Source organism: Pseudorhodobacter sp. (genome assembly GCF_030452865.1).
Classification (GTDB): domain Bacteria; phylum Pseudomonadota; class Alphaproteobacteria; order Rhodobacterales; family Rhodobacteraceae; genus Pseudorhodobacter.
Map to the genome: position 1 here is coordinate 1 of NZ_JAKDLJ010000290.1, position 4,778 is coordinate 4,778.

Below are 4,778 nucleotides of genomic sequence, written 5' to 3' on the forward strand. Positions count from 1 at the left end.
ATGGGTTGACGTGAACAACCGGCGCGCGTTTCATCGCGCCACCAGCTTCTTGCTTGATCTCGGGCATCGGCACATTGGCTTGATCAACGGGTTGGAGTGCATGGATTTCGCGTTGCGCCGCCGCGAAGGTTATCTGGAGGCACTGGCCGAACGTGGCGTGTCCTGCGACGATGCGTTGATGTCTTCGGCAGCGATGACCGAAGCCGTGGGCTACCAAGCCGCGCGCGACATGCTCCACCAATCCGATCCGCCGACGGCATTGCTGATTTCCTCGATGATACCCGCCCTTGGCGCACGTCGTGCAATCGAGGAACGCGGCTTGAAACTCGGGCGCGACATCTCCGTCATCATCCACGACGATGATCTGAGCTATCTGAAAAACGGCGATGCTGTGCCGATTTTCACCGCCACCCGGTCTTCGGTGCAGGACGCGGGGCGCATCTGTGCTGCACTGGTACTGGAGATGATTGCAGACCCCGCTACGCCGCCGCGACATCATTTGCTGGAGGCGGAGTTGATCATCGGCCAATCCACCGGTCCGGCCCCGAACAGGTTTTGACCCATGCGGGCAAACAGATCCGATTTCCCTCGCGGTTTCCTCTCTGGGGCCGCAACCTCCAGCGAGCAGATCGAAGGGCACGGCATGGCCAATGCCGACCGGTTGGCGGGCGGCATTGTCAACGATCCACAGCGCATCGAATATCTCGCAAGTCATCTCGCAGCCGTGCAGCGCGCAATTGCGCATGGCGTGCCGGTGAAGGGCTATTTCATTTGGTCGCTGCTGGACAATTACGAATGGGCGCTTGGGTACGACAAACGCTTCGGGTTGATCCATGTCGATTTGGAAACCTTGCGGCGCACCCCCAAAGCATCCTATCACGCGCTCAGCAAAGCCCTTTCAAACCAAGCCCGTTTCGCCCCGGAGTCCGCCTATGCCAAACCATCGCGCCAACCTTTCCCTCGTTGCCGATATCGGTGGCACCAATACCCGTGTCGCGCTCGCCGATGGCAAGGCGCTGATCCCCGACAGCATCCGCCGGTTCCGCAATGCCGATCATCCCGGACTGGAACCGATTTTGCGCGGCTTTCTTGCCGACGCAGGCCATGTCGATTGCGGCGGGGTCTGCGTTGCGGTGGCGGGGCCGGTGGCCGATGGGGTGGCGACGATGACGAACCTCGATTGGGTGATCGACCAGCCGGAACTGACCAGTGCGACAGGGGCAGAAATGGTCGCGATCCTGAACGATCTGCAAGCGCAGGGCCATGCGCTGGGCCATATCGCCGCCGATAAGCTGCGCCCGGTGTTCGGCACCATGGACCCGCAAGCCGCCAAGGCGAAACTGGTGATCGGCATCGGCACCGGTTTCAACGCCGCCCCGGTGCATGAAACCCCTTGGGGGCGGATGGTCGCCGCTTCCGAATGTGGCCATATCAACATGCCGGTGCGCAGCAGCGACGATCTGAAACTTGCGCAATTCGTGATTGGCAGGCAGGGCTTCGCAGGGGTGGAGGAGGTGCTGTCCGGGCGCGGGCTGGAGCGGATTTTCAGCTTTGTCGCAACGCAAACCGGCCAGGCCGAGGACCGCGCCGCCGCAGATATCGTGGCAGCGCTGGAGCGGGGTGAAAAGGACGATCCGGCACAAGCGGCAGCCCGGCTGTTCGTGCGCCTGCTCGGGACCGAAACCGGCAATCTCGCGCTGATCCACCTGCCGTTCGGTGGCATCTATCTGTGCGGAGGGGTCGCGCGGGCCTTCACACCCTATCTGGAAGCGATGGGGTTTGAAGCGGCGTTCCGCGACAAGGGGCGTTTTGCTGATTTCATGGACCGGTTTGCGGTTTCGATCATTGAGGATGACTACGCGGCCCTGACAGGTTGTGCGGCCTATCTGGCCAGTGGCGCACAAGGATAATTCACTTCAAGATCACATCGTACTCATTTGATTTTATTTGACATACCCAACGATGACTCCCTGCGCGCGCCTGCGCCTGCGTGTGCAGCGGTTTTCCAAGGGCTCAATGCCCGCAGAAAACCGGGTTTCGCCCAAAGCTGGGTTTTACGCCGCCAGCACAGCGCGTTTCAGCATCACCGCGCATAGATGCGCGCGGTACTCGGCGCTGCCATGCAGATCGGCAATCATGTCATCGGCGGGCAGTACCAGCCCGGCCAAAGCTTGCACGATAAAATCCGCGCTCAGCGCGGTTTCCGCCGCGTTCCAGCGAAAGGCGCCGTTGTTTGACGCCCCGGTGACTGCCACCCGCACCCCATCTTCAAAACGCGCCACAAACGCGCCGACAAGCGCGAAACGTGACGCAGGCTGCGGAAATTTGACATAGGCGGCTTGCAACGGGATCGGGAAACGCACCGCCGTCACGATCTCGCCTTCCTCCAGCGCGGTTGCGAACATGCCCTGAAAATAGTCATCCGCCGCAATCTCTCGGGCATTGGTCACGATCACCGCATTCGACGCCAGAATCGCCGCCGGGTAGCAGGCCGAGGGGTCGTTATTCGCAATCGACCCACCAATGGTGCCACGATTGCGCACCGCAGGATCGCCGATCTGCCCCGCCAGTGCTGCCAGTGCCGGATAATGCGCCAACGCCGACAGTGCGACAACGGCATGGGTGGTCGTCGCGCCAATGCTCAACCCGCTTGACGTCATCGCGACGCCTTGCAACGCCGGAATTGCCATCAGGCTGACCAAGGTGCCGGGGTCGGCGAGCCGTTGTTTCATGGTCGGAATAAGCGTCTGCCCACCAGCCAAGGCCTGCGCACTCCCATCCGCCAGCGCCGCCACCGCTTCTGCAACGCTGGTCGGTTTCTGCAATTCGAAATCATACATGCAATGCCCCCCTATTCCGCCGCAACGGCTTGGCCCGAGGCCGCGAGTATCGCCTTGACGATGTTGTGATAGCCGGTGCAACGGCACAGGTTGCCTTCCAGATATTGCCGCACCTCCGCTTCCGAAGGCGTCGGATTTTCCGCCAGCAGTGCTGCCGCAGACATCACCATGCCCGGTGTGCAAAAGCCGCATTGCAGCCCGTGATAGTCCTGAAACGCCTGCTGGATCACGCCAAGCGAGCCATCGGAATTCGCCATGCCTTCAATCGTCAGCACCTCCGCCCCTTCGAGTTCCTGCGCGAAGATGGTGCAGGATTTCACTGCCAAACCGTTCACATGCACAACACACGCCCCGCATTGCGAGGTATCGCAGCCGACATGGGTTCCGGTCAGCCGCAACCCTTCACGCAGGTATTCCACCAGCAATGTCCGCCCTTCCGTTGGGGCAGAAACCAGCTTGCCGTTGACCCGCATGGTTACTGTTTTCATCGCATCCTCCCGTCCGTCACGGCTTCTTTCTCAACTGATCAGACGTTTCAGCCAGCCTTTCTTTTTCAATTCAGGCGCGGCATCCGCATCGGCTGCATCCTCGCCCTCCACCGCCTTTTGCAAACGGGCGAAGAAATCATCGGCGAGCTTTTTGGCAAAACCGTCAATGATCCGGCTGCCAAGCTGCGCCAGCTTGCCGCCGACATTTGCCTCGACGTGATACGCGAGCAGCGTTCCAACCTCCGAAGGTGTCAACACCACCCGCGCGCCGCCTTTGGCAAAGCCCGCAGCGCCGCCTTTGCCTTCACCGCTCATCCGCAAGCTGCGCGGCGCGTCCAGTTCCGACAGACGGACAGCACCCGCAAAGCGCGCTTTCACCGGGCCGACCTTTTGCGTGACAACCGCCTCAAACCCGTCTTCAGGGTTGCCCGTCAGGCTTTCACAGCCCGGAATACAGGCTTGCAGGACATCCGCATCCAGAATCGCGGCCCACACCGTCGCAACATCCGCTTTGATGTCCCGTTGATCGTTCAGTTGCATCTGTTTCCCTTAGCCAAGCCGCCCGACCCTTACCCGGAAGGGTTTGAGAAAAACCCCGATGGCAGACTTGGTCAATGGGCAATCGCAAAAAAACCCAAGGCGCTTTGGCACAAAACCGATCCGCGTCAGTACCACATATCTTTGATACCCGCCTTTTTCCCGGCGACAAATTCCTGCAACCCTTGCCGGATACCATCATCCAACGCGGGCGCTTCAAATTCCGCCAGCCGCTTTTTCCACAACGCATTGGCGCGGGTGGCGGCGTCAAGCGAGCCTGCGGCTTCCCATTTCTCGAACGGGTCATTGTCGGCAAGATCACTGTCCCAGAACGCGGTTTCATAATTCGCCATCGTATGGGCACAGCCGAAGAAGTGGTTGCCGGGGCCGACCTCTTTGAACGCATCAAGTGCAAGCTGGTTGTCGTCAATCGTGATCCCGTCAAGGTAAGTATGCAAAGCCCCGCACAGATCGGCGTCGAGCATGAATTTCTCATAGGACATGCTCAAAAGCCCATCAAGAAACCCCGCCGAATGCAGGATGAAATTCGCGCCACAATGGATTGCCGACAGCATCGACACCGTGCCCTCGGTCATCGCCTGCGCATCCGGCAGCTTGGACGTGGTGAAATTTCCACCGGCCCGTAAAGGCAGGTTCAACCGCCGCGCCAACTGCCCGATCACCATGGTTCCGATCGCAGGTTCCGGAGTTCCGAAGGTGGGGGAACCGGAACGCAGGCTCATTGACGACAGGAAGTTGCCGAAGATCACCGGCGCGCCTTTGCGCTCCAACTGCGTCAGCGCGCATCCGGCCATGGTTTCCGCCAGACTTTGCGCAATCGCCCCGGCGTTGGTCACCGGTCCCATCGCGCCGCCGAGGATGAACGGCACCACCACCGCACATTGATTGGCGC

Annotated in this window: 6 protein-coding genes and 1 pseudogene; 3 read left to right on the forward strand and 4 right to left on the reverse strand. The window is 60.6% G+C overall.

The window, feature by feature from the left end:
• The 3 genes and pseudogenes from L0H65_RS14740 to L0H65_RS14750 all read left to right on the forward strand — a co-directional run.
• Positions 1–559 (forward strand): substrate-binding domain-containing protein (locus L0H65_RS14740; protein ID WP_301459804.1); only part of this gene is annotated, 559 nt, incomplete at its 5' end.
• A gap of 78 nt (positions 560–637) precedes the next feature.
• Positions 638–901 (forward strand): annotated as a pseudogene (locus tag L0H65_RS14745) (family 1 glycosylhydrolase); the annotation flags it as partial.
• A 31-nt stretch (positions 902–932) separates the two neighbouring features.
• A complete protein-coding gene (locus L0H65_RS14750; RefSeq protein WP_301459805.1) occupies positions 933–1,910 on the forward strand; it encodes a glucokinase in 978 nt (325 codons plus the stop codon).
• A 144-nt stretch (positions 1,911–2,054) separates the two neighbouring features.
• On the opposite strand, the gene L0H65_RS14755 is transcribed toward L0H65_RS14750, so the two are convergent.
• The 4 genes from L0H65_RS14755 to L0H65_RS14770 all read right to left on the reverse strand — a co-directional run.
• A complete protein-coding gene (locus L0H65_RS14755; RefSeq protein WP_301459806.1) occupies positions 2,055–2,840 on the reverse strand; it encodes a xanthine dehydrogenase family protein subunit M in 786 nt (261 codons plus the stop codon).
• An 11-nt stretch (positions 2,841–2,851) separates the two neighbouring features.
• Positions 2,852–3,328, reverse strand: coding sequence for a (2Fe-2S)-binding protein (locus L0H65_RS14760; protein ID WP_301459807.1), 477 nt, complete (start codon positions 3,326–3,328; stop codon positions 2,852–2,854).
• Between the two features lie 30 nt (positions 3,329–3,358).
• Positions 3,359–3,868 carry a CoxG family protein gene (locus L0H65_RS14765; protein WP_301459808.1) on the reverse strand — a complete coding sequence of 170 codons (510 nt, stop codon included), beginning with the start codon at positions 3,866–3,868 and terminating at the stop codon, positions 3,359–3,361.
• A gap of 125 nt (positions 3,869–3,993) precedes the next feature.
• A partial coding sequence (locus L0H65_RS14770) for a trimethylamine methyltransferase family protein (protein WP_301459809.1) occupies positions 3,994–4,778 on the reverse strand: 785 nt, incomplete at its 5' end.

What these genes read in the sequence shown, in the direction of transcription:
- L0H65_RS14750 (WP_301459805.1), top strand. Translation starts at nt 933, where the DNA reads ATGCCAAACCATCGCGCCAACCTTTCCCTCGTTGCCGATATCGGTGGC.
- L0H65_RS14755 (WP_301459806.1), bottom strand. Translation starts at nt 2,840, where the DNA reads ATGTATGATTTCGAATTGCAGAAACCGACCAGCGTTGCAGAAGCGGTG.
- L0H65_RS14760 (WP_301459807.1), bottom strand. Translation starts at nt 3,328, where the DNA reads ATGAAAACAGTAACCATGCGGGTCAACGGCAAGCTGGTTTCTGCCCCA.
- L0H65_RS14765 (WP_301459808.1), bottom strand. Translation starts at nt 3,868, where the DNA reads ATGCAACTGAACGATCAACGGGACATCAAAGCGGATGTTGCGACGGTG.